Origin of the sequence: Phyllobacterium sp. CCNWLW109, from assembly GCF_037203905.1 — a bacterium.
Taxonomy (GTDB): domain Bacteria; phylum Pseudomonadota; class Alphaproteobacteria; order Rhizobiales; family Rhizobiaceae; genus Phyllobacterium; species Phyllobacterium ifriqiyense.
This window is the reverse complement of the sequence record NZ_JBBCBK010000002.1, coordinates 111,496-133,539: the sequence shown is the minus strand read 5'-3', so window position 1 is coordinate 133,539 and position 22,044 is coordinate 111,496. Positions and strand designations below refer to the sequence as shown.

20 protein-coding genes and 1 other RNA gene are annotated in these 22,044 nt (G+C 53.9%); 11 read left to right on the top strand and 10 right to left on the bottom strand.

Annotated elements, in window-relative coordinates; all coding sequences use genetic code 11:
- Positions 1–329: 329 nt before the first annotated feature.
- The 3 genes from V9K92_RS05930 to ffs all read right to left on the bottom strand — a co-directional run bounded on the left by V9K92_RS05930 (position 330) and on the right by ffs (position 2,701).
- Positions 330–653 carry a YbaB/EbfC family nucleoid-associated protein gene (locus V9K92_RS05930; RefSeq protein ID WP_008122553.1) on the bottom strand — a complete coding sequence of 108 codons (324 nt, stop codon included), beginning with the start codon at positions 651–653 and terminating at the stop codon, positions 330–332.
- 17 nt (positions 654–670) lie between these two features.
- Positions 671–2,554 carry a DNA polymerase III subunit gamma/tau gene (locus tag V9K92_RS05925; protein WP_337353557.1) on the bottom strand — a complete coding sequence of 628 codons (1,884 nt, stop codon included), beginning with the start codon at positions 2,552–2,554 and terminating at the stop codon, positions 671–673.
- Between the two features lie 50 nt (positions 2,555–2,604).
- Positions 2,605–2,701, bottom strand: an RNA gene (gene ffs, locus V9K92_RS05920) — signal recognition particle sRNA small type.
- A 70-nt stretch (positions 2,702–2,771) separates the two neighbouring features.
- Between ffs and V9K92_RS05915 the strand changes: the two genes are divergently transcribed.
- The 3 genes from V9K92_RS05915 to V9K92_RS05905 are packed head-to-tail and all read left to right on the top strand — an operon-like array spanning position 2,772 to position 4,995.
- On the top strand, positions 2,772–3,176 hold the full coding sequence (locus tag V9K92_RS05915) for an HIT domain-containing protein (RefSeq protein WP_115051608.1): 405 nt from the start codon (positions 2,772–2,774) through the stop codon (positions 3,174–3,176).
- 40 nt (positions 3,177–3,216) lie between these two features.
- Positions 3,217–4,161 (top strand): NAD(+) diphosphatase, encoded by a 945-nt coding sequence (gene nudC / locus V9K92_RS05910; RefSeq protein ID WP_337353556.1) that lies wholly within the window; start codon positions 3,217–3,219, stop codon positions 4,159–4,161.
- 24 nt (positions 4,162–4,185) lie between these two features.
- Entirely contained in the window at positions 4,186–4,995 is an 810-nt protein-coding gene (locus V9K92_RS05905) for an alpha/beta fold hydrolase (protein WP_336440652.1), read from the top strand.
- On the opposite strand, the gene V9K92_RS05900 is transcribed toward V9K92_RS05905, so the two are convergent.
- Positions 4,996–5,859, bottom strand: coding sequence for a prephenate dehydratase (locus V9K92_RS05900; RefSeq protein WP_307282471.1), 864 nt, complete (start codon positions 5,857–5,859; stop codon positions 4,996–4,998).
- The gene (locus V9K92_RS05895; RefSeq protein WP_115051364.1) at positions 5,859–6,602 is read right to left on the bottom strand and encodes a 3-deoxy-manno-octulosonate cytidylyltransferase; all 744 of its coding nucleotides are present in this window, start codon (positions 6,600–6,602) and stop codon (positions 5,859–5,861) included. The genes V9K92_RS05900 and V9K92_RS05895 overlap by 1 nt, the downstream gene beginning before the upstream one ends.
- Before the next feature lie 176 nt (positions 6,603–6,778).
- Between V9K92_RS05895 and V9K92_RS05890 the strand changes: the two genes are divergently transcribed.
- From V9K92_RS05890 to V9K92_RS05860, 7 genes are all read left to right on the top strand, one after another.
- The gene (locus V9K92_RS05890) at positions 6,779–7,435 is read left to right on the top strand and encodes a c-type cytochrome (RefSeq protein WP_336440653.1); all 657 of its coding nucleotides are present in this window, start codon (positions 6,779–6,781) and stop codon (positions 7,433–7,435) included.
- Positions 7,436–7,574: 139 nt separating this feature from the next.
- Positions 7,575–9,455, top strand: coding sequence for an extracellular solute-binding protein (locus V9K92_RS05885; protein ID WP_440807245.1), 1,881 nt, complete (start codon positions 7,575–7,577; stop codon positions 9,453–9,455).
- Positions 9,452–11,320, top strand: a complete 1,869-nt coding sequence (locus tag V9K92_RS05880) for an extracellular solute-binding protein (protein ID WP_337353927.1) — start codon at positions 9,452–9,454, stop codon at positions 11,318–11,320. The genes V9K92_RS05885 and V9K92_RS05880 overlap by 4 nt, the downstream gene beginning before the upstream one ends.
- A gap of 30 nt (positions 11,321–11,350) precedes the next feature.
- Entirely contained in the window at positions 11,351–12,454 is a 1,104-nt protein-coding gene (locus V9K92_RS05875) for a microcin C ABC transporter permease YejB (RefSeq protein WP_337353554.1), read from the top strand.
- Positions 12,454–13,590: an ABC transporter permease gene (locus tag V9K92_RS05870; RefSeq protein ID WP_307282462.1), complete on the top strand. Its 1,137-nt coding sequence runs from the start codon at positions 12,454–12,456 to the stop codon at positions 13,588–13,590. Before V9K92_RS05875 ends, V9K92_RS05870 begins: the two co-directional genes overlap by 1 nt.
- On the top strand, positions 13,587–15,218 hold the full coding sequence (locus tag V9K92_RS05865) for an ABC transporter ATP-binding protein (RefSeq protein ID WP_337353553.1): 1,632 nt from the start codon (positions 13,587–13,589) through the stop codon (positions 15,216–15,218). Before V9K92_RS05870 ends, V9K92_RS05865 begins: the two co-directional genes overlap by 4 nt.
- Positions 15,215–16,174, top strand: coding sequence for a 2-hydroxyacid dehydrogenase (locus tag V9K92_RS05860; RefSeq protein WP_337353552.1), 960 nt, complete (start codon positions 15,215–15,217; stop codon positions 16,172–16,174). Before V9K92_RS05865 ends, V9K92_RS05860 begins: the two co-directional genes overlap by 4 nt.
- A gap of 156 nt (positions 16,175–16,330) precedes the next feature.
- Here the strand turns inward: V9K92_RS05860 and V9K92_RS05855 are convergent, their stop codons facing one another.
- From V9K92_RS05855 to V9K92_RS05845, 3 genes are all read right to left on the bottom strand, one after another.
- Positions 16,331–17,200, bottom strand: a complete 870-nt coding sequence (locus V9K92_RS05855; RefSeq protein ID WP_307282455.1) for a C40 family peptidase — start codon at positions 17,198–17,200, stop codon at positions 16,331–16,333.
- Positions 17,197–17,544, bottom strand: a complete 348-nt coding sequence (locus V9K92_RS05850; protein WP_115051373.1) for a MarR family transcriptional regulator — start codon at positions 17,542–17,544, stop codon at positions 17,197–17,199. The genes V9K92_RS05855 and V9K92_RS05850 overlap by 4 nt, the downstream gene beginning before the upstream one ends.
- Before the next feature lie 66 nt (positions 17,545–17,610).
- Positions 17,611–18,981: a leucyl aminopeptidase family protein gene (locus V9K92_RS05845; RefSeq protein ID WP_337353551.1), complete on the bottom strand. Its 1,371-nt coding sequence runs from the start codon at positions 18,979–18,981 to the stop codon at positions 17,611–17,613.
- Between the two features lie 123 nt (positions 18,982–19,104).
- Between V9K92_RS05845 and V9K92_RS05840 the strand changes: the two genes are divergently transcribed.
- Complete coding sequence (locus tag V9K92_RS05840; RefSeq protein ID WP_307282449.1) at positions 19,105–19,938, top strand: tetratricopeptide repeat protein; 834 nt, start codon at positions 19,105–19,107, stop codon at positions 19,936–19,938.
- A 42-nt stretch (positions 19,939–19,980) separates the two neighbouring features.
- On the opposite strand, the gene V9K92_RS05835 is transcribed toward V9K92_RS05840, so the two are convergent.
- Together V9K92_RS05835 and V9K92_RS05830 are read right to left on the bottom strand one after the other, a co-directional pair.
- Positions 19,981–21,006 carry a type II secretion system F family protein gene (locus tag V9K92_RS05835; RefSeq protein WP_115051376.1) on the bottom strand — a complete coding sequence of 342 codons (1,026 nt, stop codon included), beginning with the start codon at positions 21,004–21,006 and terminating at the stop codon, positions 19,981–19,983.
- Positions 21,007–21,021: 15 nt separating this feature from the next.
- On the bottom strand, positions 21,022–22,035 hold the full coding sequence (locus tag V9K92_RS05830) for a type II secretion system F family protein (protein ID WP_115051377.1): 1,014 nt from the start codon (positions 22,033–22,035) through the stop codon (positions 21,022–21,024).
- Positions 22,036–22,044: the final 9 nt, after the last annotated feature.

Here is a 22,044-nt window from a genome sequence, read left to right as displayed (position 1 = left end):
CTCCAAGACCCGATAAGGATCGTATCGGTGATCGCAACGGGTTTGAGGGCAAAAGCAGCAGCACGGTGCCAGCCAGCGTATTGGAGAGGACGGGCTTCTCCAACTGCGGCATCAGCCATGCTCTCGACTTGGAGGTGAAACTATGCGGAGATTTCCGTTTAGCGTAACTCTTATTGTGAAAAGAACCCGGACCAGCTGGTCACTGACATTCCGGGTTCAATTTTCAAAAGGAGACCAGGGGACGGGCGAAAGCTCGTTCCCTACTCCAAGAACAGTCTATCTTAATAAGACACTCTTTCCAATAAACTTCTGGTTGCTTTCGAATAGGATTAAAACGGCAACTTGAATCCCGGAGGAATTGGCAGGCCCGCAGTCAAGGCTTGCGTTTTTTCTGCCATGATTGCCTCGACCTTCGCCTTGGCCTCATTGTGCGCAGCGATGATGAGATCCTCAATGACTTCGATATCATCTTCCTTGAAGAGTGAAGGATCAATGGTCAGTGCAGTCAGTGCGCCTTTGCCGGAAAGTTTGACAGTGACAAGCCCGCCACCCGCCTGCCCTTCGGCCTCAAGTGCGGAAATTTCCTCCTGCATCGAAGCCATCTTCGCCTGCATTTCCTTGGCCTGTTTCATCATGCCCATTATGTCACGCATGGGTTATCTCCTATCGTTCAATCATCTTCTTCAACGGGCGCCAATGTATCATCACCTGCACCTGCGGATAATTCATCATCGGCTTGCCCCGCGGGCGTGGCTATGCGCACATTGATAATCTTGGCGCCCGGAAACTTCGAAAGTATGGCGGCCACATCCGGATCTGCGCGCGCATCGCTCAGCAAGCCTTCACGCTTTGCCGTTTCGACTTCGTTGAGCGTCTTGCTGCCTTCCTCACGCGAAAGCGAAACCATCCAGCGAATACCGGTCCACTCGCCAAGCTTTTGCGACAAATCTGTCAGCAGGGTTTTCGGCGCAGTTTCGGTCAGGTTAATCTCAAGACGCCCGGGCTTGATACTGACCAGCCGCACGCAATTCTTGACCATGATCTTGAACTGCATATCACGCTGCTTGTCTGCAAGTGCGATGATATCTTCAATACTGCCTATCTGAACCGAAGGAACGGCCTCTTCAACAATCTGCGGCGAAGCGAGCATGGCCGGTTCCGGTTGGATAGCTGGTTCAACCAGCCGCATGGTTGCGCCGCCACTCGCGTTCACAGTGCCGCGAGCAGTTACCACCGCATCGCTGGCACGTGCCATTGAGGCACCGCCATTGCCCGGATTCGGACGCGGCCCATTATTGTCGCCGGCGGTACCAGACAAAGCTGTGCCATCATCCAGCGACTTCAATGCTTCATCAAGCGTGGGCAAATCTGCGGCATGGGCAATGCGGATGAGCAGCATTTCGGCTGCCTGAACGGGGCGATTTGAATTCTCGACCTCGGCCATACCCTTCAGCAACATCTGCCAAGTCCGGGAAAGGACGCGAATGGACAATTTCTCTGCAAAATCACGTCCGCGCAGCCGCTCGTCTTCTGACAATGAAATATCGTCGGCAACATCCGGGGTAAAACGAATGCGTGTGACCAAATGATTGAAGTCGGCAAGGTCGGTCAACACTACGCTGGGATCAGCTCCAACATCATATTGCGAGCGGAACTCACGTAATGCCGAAGCCACGTCGCCGCGCATCAGCATTTCGAACAAATCGATGATCCGCGCACGATCCGCCAAGCCGAGCATCGAACGCACAGCCTCGCCATTCACTGTGCCTGCTCCATGCGCTATGGCCTGATCGAAAATGGACAGCGAATCACGCACGGAACCCTCGCCTGCCCGCGCGATCATGGACAGCGAGGTATCGTCCACCGTTATGTTTTCCAGACCTGCGATCTTGCGTAAATGCGAGGTCAACAGGCTGGTATCTATGCGGCGCAAATCGAAACGCTGGCAGCGCGACAGAACGGTGATGGGAACCTTGCGGATTTCCGTCGTCGCAAAAATGAATTTCACATGGGGCGGCGGCTCTTCAAGCGTCTTCAACAGGCCGTTAAAGGCCTGATTGGAGAGCATATGCACCTCATCGATGATATAAACCTTATAACGTGCCGATACCGGACGGTAACGCACCTGTTCGATGATCTCGCGAATATCATCAATGCCCGTATGGGAAGCAGCATCCATCTCGATCACGTCGACATGCCTGCCTTCCATGATAGCTTGACAATGCTCGCCCATGACAGAGAGGTCTATGGTTGGCTTGTCTATATCGCCATTCTTGTAGTTGAGGGCGCGGCCAAGAATTCGCGCAGTCGTGGTCTTGCCGACACCGCGCACACCCGTCAGCATCCACGCTTGCGCGATCCGTCCTGTCTCGAACGCATTGGTCAGCGTCCTGACCATTGGCTCCTGGCCAATCAGATCGTTGAAATTTTCGGGGCGATATTTGCGGGCGAGCACGCGATAGGCGCTGTCTGGCTTTTTCGTGTCCATCGCGTTTGTTTCCGCTCCTGCATTTGCTTCTTGTATATGGCGCAAGTTTGGACCGCCATGCACCATAGCGTCAATGCCGGTTGCGGCTTTGACACAGGCAGGTACACATAAAAAGGGTGGGAGGCTGGCACGGCGACCCGTGCCTGGCTCGTTGGGGCTGCTTCCTTCCGGACCTGACCCGGTTGGCGAGTGGCTCGTCCACCACCAACCTCCCGGTTTTCATATCGGCAATCCCAACGCAAAAAGCAAGCGCACACAGAAAAAAACTGCTATTTACTCGTACATCATGACATTCGCACTCGACGCAAAACTAAACGCAGATACCTTCCCCATCGTAAAACTGGGTCTTTGTGACCTGCGCTTGATGAATGACCGGCGTTGGCCATGGCTTATTCTTGTGCCGCAAAGACCGGGAATCACTGAAGTTCATGAATTGACGCCGCTCGATCAGACGATGTTGACATTCGAGGCGGGCATCGCGGCGCAGGCACTCAAGTCGATTACCAATTGCGAAAAGATCAATACGGCTGCACTTGGCAATATAGTTCGCCAACTACACGTGCATGTCATTGCACGGAACACTGGCGATCCGGCATGGCCTGGGCCGGTCTGGGGCCATGGAACACGCGAGCCTTACAGCAAAAACGACGCAAAGGTCTTTGCGAAAACGATTCTCGACGCTATTTAAACAATCCCCGTCCAGTTTCCCCGTTCTGGAGCTTCCATTCATGTCGTTTCGTCTTTTTGATGCTCCGCTAGCCGAGCCCAGCCATTTTGTGGGATTCGCCGGGAACAGGATCAATCGGCATTCGGAAAAACGGAGTGACGACGTTGTCACCCTTGCGCTGGCAAATGCCGATGCGCGCATGTTGCTGGTGGGCGATGGCAAGATACTGGTTGATCGCAGCGCCTCGGAAGGGAATGCGTTTTTCGGGATGGAAGCAGCCTCGGTGCTTCTCCCGGGGTTGAACAAGACAATTTATCTCGGCCTTCAAGACGATATGCCAATATTGGCAGGACCGAGCGGCCTTTCTCCGGAAGCGCTACCTATGGGCATTGAGGCGGTTGACTATCGTTCGGCCTATACGCAAGGGCTTATTCCCCCAGATCAGATAGGAGCCATGGCGCAAGCCGTGTCACTGCTCTCATGGCATGACACCCACAAGTTTTGCGGGCGCTGCGGCCATGAAACCGTCATGCGGGATGGCGGCTATCGTCGTACATGCCCCAATTGCGAGGCTCAGCATTTTCCGCGCACAGACCCGGTGGCAATCATGATGGTCGTGCGCGGCGACAAGTGCCTGCTGGCGCGCGGGGCGCATTTTGGGACCGGCATGTATTCCTGCCTCGCCGGGTTTATCGAACCCGGAGAGACTATCGAAAATGCAGTGCGCCGCGAAACCATGGAAGAAACCAACCTGCCTGTAGGGCGTGTTCTCTATCATGCCAGCCAGCCTTGGCCCTTCCCCTATTCTTTGATGATCGGTTGCCATGCCGAAGCCCTCTCGGACGATTATATATTGGATACGGCAGAGCTTGAGGCTGGACGCTGGTTCAGCCGCGAAGAAGTCAGGACCATGATGGACCGTACGCATCCAGATGGCCTTATGACGCCGCCCGCAGGGGCCATTGCAGCCCACCTCATCCGCAGCTGGGTGGAGAGCAAGTTTTAATCATTGGATAGAAAGGCGACGCCTGTGGACTTTCGCGATGATGAGCTGAAAAACTTTGAAGCCAATGGTGCGCTGCCATTACCGGACGCGACCGACGAGGGTTTCGTTGAGAACGATGGAGCCAGCATCCACTATTCTGCCTATGGTGCCGGAGCGCCGGTAATCCTGCTTCATGGCGGATTGGGCCATGGCGGCAATTGGGGCTATCAGGTTCCAGCTCTTGTCGATGCCGGACACCGCGCGCTTCTCATCGACAGCCGTGGACATGGCCGCAGCACGCGTGACAGTAAACCCTATAGCTATGAGCTGATGGCATCCGATGTGCTTGCGGTCATGGATCGATTGAGCATTGCCAAGGCCGCTCTACTTGGCTGGAGCGACGGCGCCTGCACATCAATGGTGCTCGGCATAAAGGCATCGCATCGCGTCACCGGTGTCTTTTTCTTTGGCTGCAACATGGACCCGAGCGGCACCAAGGAAGTCCAGCCAAGCCTAGCGCTCGATCGTTGCTTCAGCCGCCATGTCAAGGATTATGCCGAGTTATCGGCAACGCCTGATCAGTTCGAGGACTTTCTGGCAGCCGTCGGCAGAATGATGAAAACGGAACCTAATTATGGTGCCGCCGAGCTGGCGAAGATTACGGTGCCGGTCACTGTCGTTCAAAGCGAGCATGACGAATTTATCAAGCAGGAACATGCCGAATATCTCGCGCGCACCATCCCGGGCGCAGAGTTTCTCCTGCTACAGGGCGTCAGTCACTTCGCGCCGCTGCAACGGCCTGACCAATTCAATCAAGCAGTCCAGCAATTTCTCGACCGAATCTCAGCTCAATAATTAGTCTTCGCTTATTTGCGAGCTTCGGAATGTCGTGTCAGCTGGGTAGACACCCAATACACGCACTTCCTTCGAGAAGAATTCCAGCTCCTCCAGCGCCTGGGCGACATTCTTATCGTCCGGATGGCCTTCAATGTCCGCGTAAAACTGCGTCGCCGTGAATTTACCGTCGATCTGGTAGCTTTCCAGCTTGGTCATATTCACCATGTTCGTGGCAAAACCGCCCATCGCTTTATAAAGTGCAGCCGGAACGTTGCGGACGCGGAATACAAAAGTGGTCATCATCAGCGCATCGGAGGTACGCGGTGCCCATTTTTTGGTTTTTGTCAGCACGACGAAGCGCGTGACATTGTTTTCAGTGTCCTCGACATCCTCTTCGAGAATATCCAAACCATAGAGGCTTGATGCCAGACGCGGCGCCAAAGCAGCCATCGTCCTGTCCTTGACTTCCGCGACCAGCCGCGCTGCACCGGCGGTGTCGCCAGCGATCACCGGCTTCCAGCCATTCTTGCGAATATATTTGCGGCATTGGCCAAGTGCATGGATATGGCTGTGGACAGAGGTGATCTCGCTGCGCTTCGTGCCCGGTAGAACCATCAGCTGAAAATGGATCGGCAGAAAATATTCGCCAACAATGTGTAGTCGCGATTCCGGTAACAGATGGTGGATATCGGCAACACGTCCGGCAATGGTATTTTCAATTGGAATCATTGCCAGATCGGCTGCACCGCTTTCAACCGCATTGAACGCATCTTCAAAGGTCGGGCAAGGCATAGGTTCCATCGTTGGAAACATGTTGCGGCAAGCCGTATCGGAATTTGCTCCGGGTTCACCCTGAAAAGAGATGCGGTTGGTCTTGGTCATTATCCTTGGCCTTGTTTCATATTCAATAATTCGCGGGCGCGATCCAGATCTTCCTGGGTGTCCACACCCAGCGGCACAGAATCGACAATCTCGACATCAATGCGCATCCCAGCCTCAAGCGCGCGCAGTTGCTCCAGCCGCTCACGCCGCTCCAGCGGCGAAGGGCCAAGCCTGACAAAACGCTCAAGAGCGGCCCGGCGATAGGCATAAAGCCCGATATGGTGGTAAAGCGGCCCCTCGCCCCAAGGGGCTGTCGCACGCGTGAAATAGAGTGCGCGCAACTGGGTTTCACTCAAAGGCGAGCCGATGATCTTGACCACATTGGGATTGGTCTTTTCCGCTTCATGGCGAATCTCGACCGCCAGCGTACCAATATCGGCAGGACCATTGAGCAATGGCAATAGAGCGCGCTTTATAACATCCGGTTCGATGGTTGGCAGGTCACCCTGCACATTAACAACCGCATCAATATTCCCATCAGGGTCGAGTGCTTGCAGCGCTTCATAGATGCGGTCGGAGCCGGATTCGTGATCGCTTCGGGTCATGACAGCTTCCAGCCCGTAAGCTTCGACTGCCAACTTTACCTCAGCCGTATCAGTGGCCACAACGGTGCGGCCAAGGCCCGCAGCTATGGCGCGCTCAGCAACGTGAACAATCATCGGCTTGCCTGCAATATCGGCCAAAGGCTTGTTGGGAAGCCGTGTCGAAGCCATTCTTGCCGGTATCAGGTTCAATATTCTCATCATTCCTCACACCCCTACGGTGTCAAAAAGTCTCAGGCAGAACCGCCCTTATATGTGTTGCAAGTGGGAGATAAAACCCCTAGTTTCCGCGCAATCACGAGGGGTTTCTGCCACAAATGCAGCGGTTTGCATTGATCAGATATTGAAGCCCTCCGCAAGAGGAGTAATGAGCGACGATGGGATCCGCATTTAATAAGTACGCCATGGCGTTTCTGGCAACAGTGTTCGTTGTCATGTCCGCGGCCATCATGTCCGACTCCCTGTTCAATTCGCACGCTCCCGAAAAGCCAGGCTTTATTATTGAAGCACCTGAGGGCGGCGAAGCAACCGCAGGCGCAGAGGCTCCTGCCGCAGCGGTGCCGGTGGCAACCCTGCTCGCTTCAGCTGATGCGAAGCGCGGTGAAGCTGTGTTCAAGCGTTGCGCTGCTTGCCACACCGCAGAAAAGGGCGGCGCTAACAAGGTCGGCCCGAATCTTTGGGACATTGTTGAGCGCCCGATCGCGACCCATGAAGGTTTCAGCTATTCCGGCGCCATGAAGGAATTCTCCAAGGGTGGCCAGGAGAAGTGGACCTATGATCACCTCAATCACTTCCTGACCTCGCCAAAGGGCTATATCAAAGGCACCGCCATGGGCTTTGCGGGTGACAAGAAAGATCCGGAGCGTGCCGATTTGATCGCCTATCTGCAGACGCTTTCAGATAGCCCGAAGCCATTCCCTGCAGCTGATGCTGCTCCAGCCGGTGAAAAGCCTGCTGAAGGCGCTGCACCTGCCGCTCCGGCACCAGCGGGCGAAACACCCGCAGCGCCTGCTCAGCCAGCGCCAGCACACTAAAACCTACTCATATCGATCTAAAAGCCGGGCTCAATGCCCGGCTTTTTTGTATCAACTCCCCGTGTTTTTTAAGCGAAGGCCTGTTCTCTGCCGCATTTTCTCTTAGACTGCCTGTCAGATAGAACTGTGGAGACCTGTTTTGAGATTTCGCCGCTTCGTTATCAGCCTTGCGCTGCTCGCTGCCACAACCCTTGGCACCCTTCAGATTGCACATGCGGCGGAACCGGAATGGCGTCATGCTACGAGTGCCTTGGGCGAGCCCAAATATAAGGCCGGTTTCAAGCATTATGACTTCGTCAATCCGGATGCACCCAAAGGTGGAACTCTCAATCTCATAGCTCAAGGTTCCTTTGACAGTCTGAACCCATTCATCGTGCAAGGAACCTCTGCTGCGGGCCTTCCCGGCGGTACAATTATGGGAGGGCATCTCTACGATACGTTGCTCGACCGTGCCCTTGACGAACCCGCCACGAGCTATGGTTTGCTCGCCGAAGCGGTCTCTTATCCTGAAGACTTTTCATGGGCCAAGTTCCGATTAACCCCGACAGCAAAATGGCACGATGGTCAGCCGATTACGGTCGACGATGTAATATGGTCATTCAATGTGCTGAAAGAGCAAAGCCCGCTATATAACAAATATTATCACGACGTGACCAAGGCCGAGAAAACAGGGGAACGTGAAGTGACATTCACCTTTGGCGTTAAGGGCAATCGTGAACTTCCAAGTATCATCGGTGAGTTTCCGGTACTTCCAAAGCATTGGTGGGAAGGAACCGATAAAAACGGCAATAAGCGCGATATAACAAAGCCTACATCGGAAATCCCGTTGGGCTCTGGCCCCTATAAAATTGAAAGCGTCGATTTCGGTAAGACAATCATCTGGGTTCGTGTCGCTGATTACTGGGCAAAGAATGCTCCGACCGTTCTTGGACGCAACAATTTTGAGCGTATCCGGTATGAATATTTTCGGGATGCCAATGCCAGCTGGGAAGCTTTCAAGAAGGGTGGCTTTCAGGATTTTCGTGGCGAACCCAGCATTGGACGCTGGACACGTGAATATGACTTTCCGGCAATTGTCCGGGGAGATGTCATTAAAACGATCTTTCCGACCCGATCTTCGGGCCGGATGCAGGGTTTCCTGCTCAATACACGGCGCGACAAGTTCAAGGATATACGAGTTCGGCAGGCGCTAAACCTGGCTTTCGACTTTGAGACCATGAGCAAGAATATGTTCTTTGGCGAATACAAGCGCATCAACAGCTATTTCTCAGGTACAGAACTCGCTTCGAGCGGACTTCCTCAAGGCAAGGAGCTGGAAATCCTCCAAACTGTCAAAGGCGAAGTCCCCGAAGAAGTATTCACTCAGGAATTCAAGAATCCGGTTTCTGATACACCGCAAGCGTTGCGTGAGAATTTGCGCAAGGCAGTGGGATTGTTGCGTGAGGCTGGGTATGAACAGAAGAATGGCAAGCTGGTCAATCAAGCCGGCCAGCCAATGACCATTGAGTTTCTTGGTGATGATCCTCGTGATGAGCGAACAATCGGGCCGTTCATGGCCAGTTTACGCAAACTGGGAATCGATGCACAAATAAGAGCTGTCGATGCCGCGCAATATGCGGCAAGAGTGAATGATTTTGATTATGATGTTTTGGCAATTATGGGTATTGGACAAACGCTTTCTCCCGGCAATGAACAACGCGATTACTGGGGTTCAGCCAATGCGGACGTAAAGGGGGGGCGCAATTATATGGGCATTAAAAACCCCGCCATCGACAAACTCATTGACAAGGTAATCCTTGCTAAGGATCGCGAAGAGCTTATTGCCGCAACCCATGCGCTGGATCGTGTACTCCTGTGGAATTACTACGTCGTACCGCAATGGTATGACGACCGAAGCAGGGTGGCATACTGGAACAAATTCGGAATGCCGGAAAAACAGCCCGACTATATTGGCATGGATCCCTTTTCATGGTGGATCGACACCGCAAAGGAACAGGCTTTGAAAGCGCGCGCCCAATGACGGGATTTAACCGCCGCGAACTTATGAAGCTTTCGGGCGCTGCAATGCTCACTGCCATGGCTCCAAAATTGGCCTTGGCAGATGTGCAGACGGACGTTCCGCTTCATGGCCTCTCTGCGTTTGGCGAGTTGAAATACCCGAAGGATTTTACGCATTTTGACTATGCCAGTCCCGATGCTCCCAAGGGCGGAACCTTCGCTTTTTCGCCCAATACGTGGGTTTTTAATCAGTCGCCCCAAACCTTCAATACGCTCAATACGTTCTCGAACAAGGGAGATGCTCCGCCCCGTATGGAACTCTGTTTCGATACGCTGATGGCATCTGCACTGGACGAACCGGACTCGATTTATGGTCTGGTGGCAGAAACAGTTACCGTTTCCGCCGATCGCAATAGCTTCACCTTCAAACTGCGGCAGGAAGCCCGCTTCCATGACGGCTCGCCAATCACTGCGGAAGATGTTGTTTTCAGCTTTGAAACCCTCAAGGACAAAGGGCATCCCCAACTCCGTCTGGTTCTGACGGAGTTGAGCAAAATTGCTGCACTGGACGCGCATACCGTGCAGCTGATTTTTTCAGGCAAGCATTCTGACCGTGCGATACTCGATATTGCCTCAATACCTATTTTTTCCCAAAAATGGTACGCCACCCGCGACTTTGCGGCATCAACAATGGAACCGCCGCTTGGCTCGGGGGCATATCGTGTTGGCCGTGTCGCTCCTGGCCAAACCATAGAGTATGAACGCGTGGCGGATTATTGGGCCAAGGACCTGAATGTACAACGCGGTCAAAACCACTTTGATCGTATTAAAATTGATTTCTACCGGGAGCGCCAACCGGAATTCGAGGCTTTCAAAAAAGGCGATATTTTCTGGCGATATGAAGCAACCGCAAAAACATGGGCGACAGAGTACAATTTCCCTGCGGTACAACAGAAACGTGTCATTAAACGCAAGTTTACAACGGAAAAGCGCCCGCAATTGCAGGCTTGGGCCATTAATCAGCGCCGCGAGCATTTCCGCGACCCCCAGGTACGCGAAGCTATTGCACTGTGCTTTGATTTTGAGTGGACCCAGAAAAATCTTTTCTATGGTGCATATGAGCGCTCCCATTCAGTGTTTGAGCAATCGGATTTCCGGGCAAGCGGAAAGCCCTCTGCGGAAGAACTCGCCATTCTGGAACCTTTTCGTGACAGGTTGCCCGAGGCCATATTCGGCGATGCATTGTTGCAAACACCTTCTGATGGCAGCGGGCGTGACCGCAAAAACTTGAAGCGTGCATCCGACCTTTTAAATCAGGCGGGATTCAAACGGGATGGTGACAAGTTGGTGGATGCGCAAGGCAGACCGCTCAATCTTGAACTCTTGATTTATGCTGAAGTCTTCACCCGCAGTTACTCACCTTTCGTAAACAATCTGAAGGCCTTGGGCATCAACGCCTATCTGCGCTTGGCCGATCCCGCGCAATATCAAAGCCGCATTCAGAATTTTGATTTCGACATGATCGGTATGGCGGTGCAACTCTCCCCTACGCCAACAAGAGAATCACTGGAGGAGATATTCGGCTCCAAGGGCAGGGATATCCCGGGTTCGTATAATTTTCCCGGCACAGCCGATCCGGTTGTCGATGCGCTTATCGCTAAAGTGAGCGATGCAAGAACGCGTGACGAACTGGTTTCGCTATTGCGGGTTTTAGATCGGCTCTTGCGTATCAGGCGTGATTGGATTCCAAACTGGTACTCAGCGAATCATCCGATCGCCTATTGGGACATGTTCGGCTTCAAGGAGCCCAAACCCGATTATGGTTTCCCGGTTGAAACGCTGTGGTGGTTCGACGAAGCAAAGGCGAAGGCAATTGGCAAAGTTTGATGGACTGAAAGCGATGAGAGGGCGCCCCTGATGGGAGCCTATGTTCTGCGACGCCTTCTGCTGATGATACCGACATTGTTCGGCATTTTGCTTGTCTGCTTCGTCATCGTGCAATTCGTACCCGGTGGGCCGGTTGAGCGTATTATCAGCCAACTGACCGGACAGGGCGGCAATGCCATGGACCGCATCAGCGGTGGCGGCGGCGATATTGGCCAGGCTCAGGATCAGCTTGGGACGGGATTGGGCAACTCCAAATATCGCGGCGCACAGGGTCTCGACCCGGCCTTTATCGCCAGCCTTGAAAAGCAGTTTGGCTTGGATAAGCCTCCATTGGAGCGTTTCGGCCTTCTGGTCTGGAATTATGTCCGTTTTGATTTCGGGCGAAGCTATTTCCGCGATATCAGCGTCATTGAGTTGATAAAGGAAAAACTGCCGGTTTCCATATCGCTTGGTCTATGGACAACTCTGTTATCCTACATGATTTCAATACCCTTGGGCATTCGCAAGGCCATCAAAGACGGATCATCCTTCGATATCTGGACCAGTGGAATTATCATCATTGGCTATGCGATTCCCGGCTTCCTGTTCGGTATCATGCTCATCGTGTTTTTTGCAGGCGGCTCGTTCTTTGATTGGTTTCCGCTGCGCGGCTTGACCTCAAATAATTTTAGCCAGCTATCCGGATTTGAGAAGATCGTGGATTACGCCTGGCACCTTGTTCTGCCTTTGACAGCGATACTCCTGTCGGCCTTTGCCACAACGACCTTGCTGACCAAGAACTCGTTTCTTGATGAAATACGCAAACAATATGTGACCACCGCGCGCGCAAAGGGGCTTTCAGAACGAAAAATCCTTTATGGCCATGTTTTCCGAAATGCCATGCTGATCGTGATCTCCGGATTTCCCAGCGCCTTCATATCCATCTTCTTCACAGGTCAGCTGCTTATAGAGGCCATCTTCTCTCTCGATGGCCTTGGCCTTCTTGGCTATGAGTCGATCCTCAACCGTGATTATCCCGTGGTTATAGCCACCGTGTATATTTTTGCCCTTATCGGCATTCTCATGACCCTTTTATCTGACCTGCTTTACACTTGGATTGATCCGCGCATCGACTTTGAGCGGAGGGACGTGTGATGACCGATATCGTGGGAACCGCTCCCGCCTCCGTGAAGCGACCGCGCCTTTCGCCGCTCAATGCGCGACGCTGGCAAAACTTCAAGGCAAACCGGCGCGGCTGGTGGGCGCTTTGGATTTTCCTTTTCCTGTTTGCTGTCTCGCTCTGTGCGGAACTTGTTGCCAATGACAAGCCGATCATCGTCTCCTACAAAGGCGAGATTCTCTTTCCGGTTCTGGTCGATTACCCAGAAGAAAAGTTCAACGGCTTTTATGCGGTTACGGATTACCGCGATCCGGTTATTCAGGATGAGATCAATGCCAACGGCTGGGCCATCTGGCCGCCGGTGCGCTACTCCTACAGGACAGTCAATAATGAACTGCCGGAAACCGCGCCTTCAAAGCCCTTCTGGCTCTATACGCCTGAAGAGCGTTGCAATCGCTATGCGCTCGGCGTCAATGATCCCAATTGCACTTTCGGCAATATGAATATTCTCGGGACGGACGATCAGGCCCGCGATGTCTTTGCCCGGGCACTTTATGGCTTTCGCATTTCTGTGCTGTTCGGCCTTATCCTGACCGCCTGCTCCGCGGTCATTGGTGTTACTGCGGGCGCACTGCAAGGCTATTTCGGTGGCTGGGTCGATCTTATCGCCCAGCGTTTCATCGAAATCTGGTCTTCGGTACCCACGCTCTACCTCCTGCTTATCATGTCATCCATATTGCCTCCCGGCTTCTGGATTTTGCTCGGTATCCTGCTGCTATTTTCCTGGGTCAGCTTTGTTGGCATTGTCCGTGCCGAATTTTTGCGCGCTCGTAATTTCGAATATGTGAACGCAGCGCGTGCGCTTGGCGTCCCCGACCGGACAATCATGTTCCGTCACCTTCTGCCCAATGCCATGGTGACGACACTGACCTTCCTGCCCTTCATCCTCAATGGATCAATCACCACATTGACCTCGCTGGATTTTCTCGGTTTCGGCCTGCCTCCGGGCTCGGCATCGCTTGGCGAGCTGCTCGCACAAGGCAAGAACAATCTGCAGGCTCCCTGGCTGGGCATTACTGGCTTCGCCGTGATTTCGTTGATGTTGTCACTGCTGATCTTTGTCGGTGAGGCAACACGTGACGCCTTTGATCCACGCAAGGCTTTCAAATGACCAAAGCTCCCCTCCTCTCCGTCCGCGATCTCTCCGTTGCCTTCACGCAAAACGGGCGGGAAACGCTCGCGGTTGATCATATTTCTTTCGATATTGCTGAGGGTGAGACGGTCGCTCTGGTTGGCGAATCCGGTTCGGGTAAATCCGTCTCGGCCCTTTCAGTGCTGAAGCTTCTGCCCTACCCGCCTGCTTCGCATCCTTCAGGCCAGATTCTGTTCAATGGCGAGGATTTACTCGACAAGGATGAAACTGACCTGCGCCGTGTGCGTGGCAATGACATTACGATGATCTTCCAGGAGCCGATGACCTCGCTCAATCCGCTCCACACGATTGAGAAGCAGATCGTTGAAGTTCTCAAGCTACATCAGGGCATGCGTGATCAGGCTGCGCGCAAGCGCACTCTGGAATTGCTTGAAGAGGTTGGCATCCGCGAGCCAGAAAAGCGTCTGGACGCCTATCCGCACCAGCTTTCCGGCGGACAGCGGCAGCGCGTCATGATTGCCATGGCTCTCGCCAACAAGCCAAAGCTTTTGATCGCCGATGAACCGACAACGGCACTTGACGTGACCGTGCAGGCCCAAATTCTCAAACTCCTTGCGGAGCTGAAATCTGCGCAAGGCATGTCGATGCTCTTCATCACCCATGATCTTGGGATTGTCCGTAAAATCGCGGATCGCGTCTGCGTCATGACAGGTGGCAAAATTGTCGAAACGGGGCCGACAAAGGAAATATTCGACAATCCTCAGCACGCCTATACCAAGCATCTGCTTGCAGCCGAACCGAAAGGCAATCCGCCCTCGGCTGATCTTTCGGCTGAGCCTGTCATGCGCGGCGAGAATATGAAGGTCTGGTTTCCTATCAAGCAGGGCTTTTTCCGCCGCACAATCGACCATGTGAAGGCCGTTGACGGCATCGACGTGACCATTCGCGCCGGTCAGACATTGGGCGTCGTGGGCGAATCCGGTTCCGGCAAGACCACGCTCGGCCTTGCCCTGTCACGCATGATTTCTTCGGAAGGTGTCATCCGTTTCGGCGAAAAGGATATCAACCAGTTTTCGTTCAAACAGATGCGTCCGTTGCGGCGCGAAATGCAGATCGTGTTTCAGGACCCGTTCGGCTCGCTATCGCCGCGCATGTCGATCGCAGAGATTATCGCAGAAGGTTTGAAGGTTCATGAGCCGAAACTTTCTGCCGATGAACGCGATGCGCGCGTCGTGACTGCTCTTAAGGAAGTGAACCTTGATCCGGAAAATCGTTTCCGCTATCCGCACGAATTTTCCGGTGGTCAGCGCCAGCGCATCGCCATTGCGCGCGCCATGGTGCTTAACCCGCGTTTCGTCATGCTGGACGAGCCCACATCTGCGCTCGACATGAGCGTCCAGGCACAGGTTGTCGATCTTTTGCGTTCATTGCAGCAGAAGCATAATCTGGCGTATCTTTTCATCAGCCATGATTTGAAAGTTGTCAGGGCGCTTGCCAATGATGTTCTCGTGATGCGCAATGGCAAGGCGGTGGAATATGGACCATCGGAGGAAATCTTCGCACGTCCGAAGACAGATTATACAAAAGCCCTGATGGCCGCGGCCTTCAGGATAGAAACGGCCGAACAGGGAGCGGTTAGCGAATGACAAGCTTGGAGAGTGATAAGATCCTGCTGGCGGTAACCGGCTGGGACCCGGAGGTTTGGCAGACGGAATTCGCTAAATCAGCGCCCAAGCGCAAACTCGTGCTTGATAGTGAAGCTGACAAGAATGATGTTCGCTATGCACTTGTCTGGAAACAGCGCCCCGGTTCGCTGATGAATCTGCCCAAGCTCGAAGTGATTTTCTCATTGGGTGCAGGCGTCGATCATGTGTTTCATGACACGCAAATCCCTGATGTTCCAATCGTCCGTATTGTCTCGCCTGATCTTACCATGCGCATGAGCGAATATGTGGTCTGGCAGGTGTTGGACCATCACCGTCTTGGTCTTCGCTACCGCGAGCAGCAAAAGCAGCGCGTGTGGCATGAAGATCGGCGCCAGCCAGCCGCTCATGAAGTGAATGTGGGCATTCTCGGTCTTGGTGTGCTTGGACGTGACGCCGCGCAAAAGCTTCGCACGCTCGGGTTCCGCGTCAGTGGCTGGAGCCGCCGCCTGCAAACCATCGAAGGGGTTACAACCCATTATGGCAAGGATGGATTGAAGGATTTTCTCAAGGATGTAGATATTCTTGTCTGCCTGCTTCCCTTGACGCCGGACACGAAGAACATCCTGTCGATGAACATATTTGCGCAGCTGAAGCCGGAAGGTCCTCTCGGCGCGCCTGTCCTTATCAATGCCGGACGCGGCGGCCTGCAAAATGAGGCGGATATTCTGGCAGCACTTGACCGCGGCATGCTTTCCGCAGCAACCCTCGACGTGTTCAATAAGGAACCGCTGCCGAAGGACAGTCCTTTCTGGACCCATCCGCAGGTCATTGTCACACCGCATGCAGCTGCAAGTTCAAGCCCGCAAGCACTGGTGCCTGAAATCGTCGCCCAGATCGAATCCTATGAGCGCGGTGAGCCTTTAAAGAACATTGTCGATAAGGCTGCTCAATACTAAGCTTGCATAATCAATGGTGCGTGGTTCGACGGGGCTCACCATGAGGGAGGTGGTTCCTTGCAGGAACATAGCCCGTTAAATTGCGATTGTCGTTGCAGCCAGTTCACATTCCTCATGGTGAGCCCCGTCGAACCACGCACCACATGACTGCCAATACTACAACCGCCGCACTGCTGTTGGCTTCCCATACAAATAAGCGATGCGCTCGATAGCATCGGGCAAGGGTTCCAGCGTAACGCTCATTGTATGGCCGCTTGCGTGAAGCAGCGTGGAATGGCTGGCCATGATGCCCACATGGCCTTTCCAGAATACGAAATCACCGCGCTTGAGATTCTTGTAATGTTCATCGGGCTCGATCAATTCGCCGACAGATCCCTCCTGCAAGTCCGTGTCCCGCAAAGCGCCTTGACCGGTCATCAACAGAGACAGTTGCACCAGACCTGAGCAATCAATGCCAAAGCCGGAAACGCCTCCCCAAAGATAGGGCGTGTGCATAAGGCTTTCGGCCACGGCAACATGGTCCTGTGCCACTTCATCAATAGGCACGAGATGCTTGGCAATGACCGCCTCACCGCTTGGCAGCATGGCGTAAAGCGTGCCGCGACGCTCCTGCCCGCCAGTGATTGTCACGAGGGAACCCATCGATAAGGCACGGGATCGCGGATAACGCAGATCGGAGCCGACATAAACGAATGTACGGGGAGCAATGACAATATGCGTCGCTTCATCGGCGCGGCGATAAAGCGATGTATCCACCACATAACCGACATAACCATCGCGCTCGTTCTGCACCCAGCACCAGCCATTATCGTCTTCGAAAACAAGGACGTCATCGCCGTAAAGAAACTGCGTTGTCATGCCTGCATCGCCGCGCGGCTCGGAACGGACATCCACCACAGGGTCGGCGATGCGCATCGGCTTGCCTTCGACGAAGCGCTCAGCCTCGACAAGCCCGCGCAGACTTTCGTCGGCAAGATCAGGCCTATATGCATTCAGCCGCTTGTCGAGTTTCTCGGGTGATTTCAAAGTGGCAATCCTCTCGCTTTGGCGATCACAAGATCACCGAGCCTTTCAACATAGAGCGCACCTTTTACTGTTCTCTTGACGAGAACGTTGCGCTTGTCCTTTTCGTCACGGTGACGATCAACCAAACCATAGGCGCCCATTGTGTCGAGAGCACGGGTGATGACCGGTTTTGTTACGGCCAGCTTTGCAGCCATCGCGCGGATCGTGTGCGGCGGCGGCTCCAGATAGATCGTAAGCAGGATTGCAAGCTGGCGCATGGTCAGATCATGGGCGTCATCACGCACTTCTGAAAGGGCGATTTCCTTCCACAATGTCAGCGCCTGCAAGGGCTTGAGTTCAAGCATGAACGGCTTCCGCAATCATTTCGGTTCCGTTTCATTCTACTCTGTCACATTTGCGATGCAAGCCGCTCAACTTGCTGGATAGCGTTCTTTCAAAAGACGGTAAAGCGCCCTTATGGCTTGGGCTTCTCCGCCAATGGGTGAATGCGCTTTCTCTACCGGGTTCCAACCAAATATATCGAAATGAGCCCAAGTCTTCGTCCTGGTTACAAAGCGCTGCAGGAACAAGGCGGCCGTAATCGAGCCGGCAAACCCATCCGTGGTGACATTGTTCATGTCCGCGACACGCGAAGAAAGCTTGGCCTCGTAAGGTGTCCAAAGCGGCATGCGCCAAACCGGATCGGCAACAGCGGTTGCACTGGCAGCCACGTCCCAGGCAAAAGCATCATCGTTGGAGTAAAATGGCGGCAGGTCGGGTCCAAGCGCCACACGTGCAGCACCGGTCAACGTCGCCATGTCGATGAGAATCTCAGGCTCTTCTTCATCGGCAAGCGCCAGCGCATCGGCCAGAACCAGCCGGCCCTCTGCATCAGTATTGCCAATTTCTACCGTCAACCCCTTGCGGCTGGTCAGCACGTCGCTCGGCCTGAAAGCATTGGCAGCTATCGAATTTTCAACAGCCGGTATTAACAGGCGCAGGCGCACCGGCAATTTCGCGTCCATGATGAGTTGCGCAAGCGCCAGTACATTGGCTGCGCCGCCCATATCCTTTTTCATCAGAAGCATGCTGCTGGCTGGTTTGATATCCAGACCGCCCGTATCGAAACAGACGCCCTTTCCTACCAGCGTTACTTTCGGCGCGTTCTTTTTTCCCCATTCCAGATCAATCAGCCGGGGTTCTTCGCTGCCAGCGCGCCCTACCGCATGGATCATAGGAAAGTTCTTCTTCAACAGGGCATCGCCCTTTACGACATTGACCGAGGCTTTATGCTCGTCGGCCACATCGCGGACTGCAGTTTCAAGCGCAACCGGCCCCATATCATTGGTTGGCGTATTGATGAGATCGCGCGCGAGAGCGACTGCCTTGGCCAAGCGCTTTACATCCGCCTTGTCCGCGCCTTCGGGCAGCGTCAGGCTGATGCTTGTCTTGTCCTTTTTGGTGTAGCGGGTGAACTTGTATCCTCCAAGAAGGAAGCTCAAAGCTGTCAAATCAGGTTCGTTGACAGCGCCCGCAATATGCCAGGCCCCGTCCGGCAAAGCCGTTGCAAGTTTCCCCGCCGCAAGTCGATTTTCGTCCTTACCCAAACCGAAGAGCGCACCAGCAATTTCGCCGTTCACGCCAGGAACCGTCAACACACGTCCAGCCTGTCCTTCAAAGCCATTTGCTTTTGCCCAGCTGAGTGTTGCGCTTTCAAGACCGGCTGTTTCCAACTCGCCTTTGCGTACAAACCATATGGGTTTGCTGTCACGCGACTTTCTCGCTGTAATTTCGGCGGCCATGGGTTTCTCCTGATCAAACTTCTGCATCCCGGATCGACGTTGTTAAGAGTCCATTAGGGTTAACAGATTATTTCTTTCATACGGGAATGAGTCGCAGACGATAAACTGCGCGTGGGGCAAATTATGACAGGTCCAGCTTTTATTCAACGTAAGCGCAGTTTCATTTTGTCAGTAGCGTTAATCGCTCTGGCCAGCGGCATATCCGGGTGTTCCACCACGGATAAAACGACGACCGGTTCCATAAGTCCGGCGGCCAGCAATTCACCCACAATGCCAGCCGGCAATTTCGACCAGATGAACCAGCAACAATTGATGCAGGCATCGACTAGTCTTGGAACACGCTATCAAGGCAATCCGAAGGATAAAGCGACTGCAATCAATTATGCCACTGTCCTTCGCATGACAAATCGTAGCGATCAGGCATTGGCTGTCATGCGCAGTCTTGCCATCGCCTATCCCAAAGATCGCGATGTTCTGGCGGCCTATGGCAAGGCACTGGCGAGCAGTGGCCAATTTGAAGCCGCGCTAGACTCTTTGCGCCGGGCGCAAACACCGGAATATCCGGACTGGAGATTGCTATCGGCTGAAGGCGCAATCCTCGACCAGCTCGGCAAGACTGGAGAAGCGCGTGACCTCTACCGCAAGGCCTTGCAGGTCAAGCCCGATGAAGCTTCCATCCTTTCCAACATGGGGATGTCCTACGTTCTCTCGGGCGAGCTGAGTACAGCTGAAACCTATATGCGTAAGGCAGTTGGTGCACCGGGTTCGGATAGCCGTGTTCGCCAAAACCTCGCGCTTGTTGTCGGCTTGCAGGGTCGCTTCGATGAAGCCGAACAGATTGCCAGTCAGGAGCTTTCCGCCCAGCAGGCAAAAACAAATGTTCAGTATTTGCGGTCCATGCTCTCGCAGCAGAATTCATGGAACATGCTCAAGGACAAGAAGTCGCCGAAAGGCTGATCGTCTGATCTGCGACCTCCGGGTATATAGCGGCTTCCACCGCTATTTCGCTGTGGCGTGACCGAAGATGCCGCCTTGCGCGTTGATCTGGATGATTGCCGGGCCAAGAATGACGCAGAACAATACCGGCAAAAGAAACACGATCATGGGCACCGTAAGCTTCGGCGGCAATGCGGCTGCCTTCTTTTCCGCAGCCATCAATCGCATTTCGCGGCTTTCATCTGAAAGCACCCGCAGCGCTCCACCAATCGATGTGCCATAGCGTTCAGATTGTGTCAGCGCCTGCACCACCGATTTGACCGTTTCCAGCCCGGTACGCAGGGCCAGGTTTTCATAGGCCTGACGACGCTCAGACAGAAATGATAGCTCCGCATTGGTCAGAACAAGTTCCTCGGCAAGCTCAGCAGATTGGACGCCAATCTCCTCCGATACTTTTTTGAATGCCGCCTCAATCGACATACCGGATTCGACGCAGATTAACAGAAGATCAAGCGCATCCGGCCATGCGGCCTGTATCGCTGTCTGACGTTTGGTTCCGGCATTCTTCACGTAGAGATTGGGCAGATAGAAGCCAACATAGGCACCGGCGAAACAAGCGGCCATCCGGACAAATGTGTTCTGATGGGCAAGACCACCCATCGCGAATATCCACAATGCAGCAATTCCGAGTGTCAGGAAAGGCAAGCCAAAACGGGCCGCGAGAAAAATGTTGAGAGCATTTTGCCCGCGAAAGCCAGCAATCCGCAGTGCCCCTGCGGTTTTCTCATCCGCCAGGGCACGTTGAAGATCAAGTCGTTCCACGAATTGGCGAATGCCTTCCCGCTCAACCCGGCGTAGAGAATTCGAAGAGCTTTTCCGCTTGCTATCGCTTTCTGTCGCCAATCGCGCTCGTTCGCGCGTGCGGATCTGATCCCGTTCCAGTGCAACGGACTTCATTCTCGATTTTAGCGTGGAGCCAGAAAACACCGGCATGAGCAGCGTCACGATTGTCCCGAAAATGGACACTGCCACCAAAACAGCAAAAATGAAGGCTGGATCGTGAATGGCTTTGGTGAAGGTGTTGATCATGGCATACCCACGCTACTAGAATTTGAAGTTGATCATCTTTTTCATGATCATGATGCCAATCGACATCCACGTCCCTGCACATGCCAGAACGAAATTCCCGCTGGAAGTTGTGAAAAGGATCATGATGTAATCGGGGCTTGTCAGATAGACCAGCGCGGCGACAACAAAGGGCAATGCGCCAATAATATAAGCAGAGGCTTTCGCTTCCATTGAAAGCGCCTGTACCTTGGCCGCCATCTTCTTGCGATCGCGCAAAACCCGCGAAAGATTGCCCAGCGCTTCTGAAAGATTGCCACCGGCCTGTGATTGTATCTGGATAACGATGCCGAAGAAACTTGCTTCCGAACAGGGCATATATTCTGACATGCGCATAGCGGCATCCGGGATGCTTATCCCCACCTGCTGCTGGTCGACGATGCGCCGGAATTCGGTTTTCACCGGCTCGTGCGCCTCCTGCGCAATAAGCCGGATACCGTCATTCAAGGGCAGGCCCGAACGAATAGCCCGGACAATAACGTCGATGGCGTTCGGAAATTCATGCAAGAATGCCTTGATCCGCCGGCCACGACGAAAATAGACATACCAGCGTGGCAAGCCCACTGTTCCGGCAATGAAAAGCCCGGGCAGCAGATAAAGCGGCGAGCCAAAGAACAGCCCCAGCACCGCAACGACGAGTCCGGCTATCGCTGAATAAAGATAGAAACGCGATGGAGACACGCGCATGCCCGCCTGCTGAATAAGCATTTTCAGCGGAGGTGACTTGATATTCTTGTCGCGCAATTTCTGGCGCTGCTCGATATCTTTCAGCGTATCTTGAACTGACTTGCGACGCTTGTTCGCCTCGGCCTGCTTGTCACGTATGGCGAACTTGCCAAAAGACTCGGCATTGGCCAATTTGATCGTGCTGAGACGTTCCTCGGTTTTCTTCTGACGCGCCATCGAGTCAAAGAGGAAGACATAGGCCAAGGCAGCAAAAGTGAATGCCACCAGACCGATGAAGGCCAGCTGTGTCAGATCAAGCCCGGCCATTCGACTGTC